This is a genomic window from Pseudomonas sp. SIMBA_068, from assembly GCF_046534705.1.
Classification (GTDB): domain Bacteria; phylum Pseudomonadota; class Gammaproteobacteria; order Pseudomonadales; family Pseudomonadaceae; genus Aquipseudomonas; species Aquipseudomonas putida.
The window spans coordinates 1-236 of record NZ_JAWRYI010001650.1; the positions used below are offsets into that span (position 1 = coordinate 1).

1 protein-coding gene is annotated in these 236 nt (G+C 52.5%); it reads right to left on the reverse strand.

Annotation, left to right across the window (positions count from 1 at the left end):
- Nucleotides 1–236, reverse strand: a 236-nt coding sequence (locus SB756_RS35330; protein WP_410913915.1) for a S8 family serine peptidase, incomplete at both ends; no start/stop codon positions are given.

The following is a 236-nucleotide window of genomic DNA, read 5'->3' on the forward strand; positions in this document are numbered from 1 at the left end:
AGACGTTAAACCACCACATTTACCAAGTACACGTACTGGAACTACTTTTGCGTCATAAGCAACACCGGCAACGCCTTCACCATTATTTGTAACGGCTGCAACAGTACCCGCAACGTGCGTACCATGCCAGCTAGACCCTTGCGCACCATTATTACCACATTCGCCGGCTGCTACTGCATCGCCCGGATCACGTGCATCGCTATCACGGCCGCCGCCATCGTTAGCAACTGATAGGT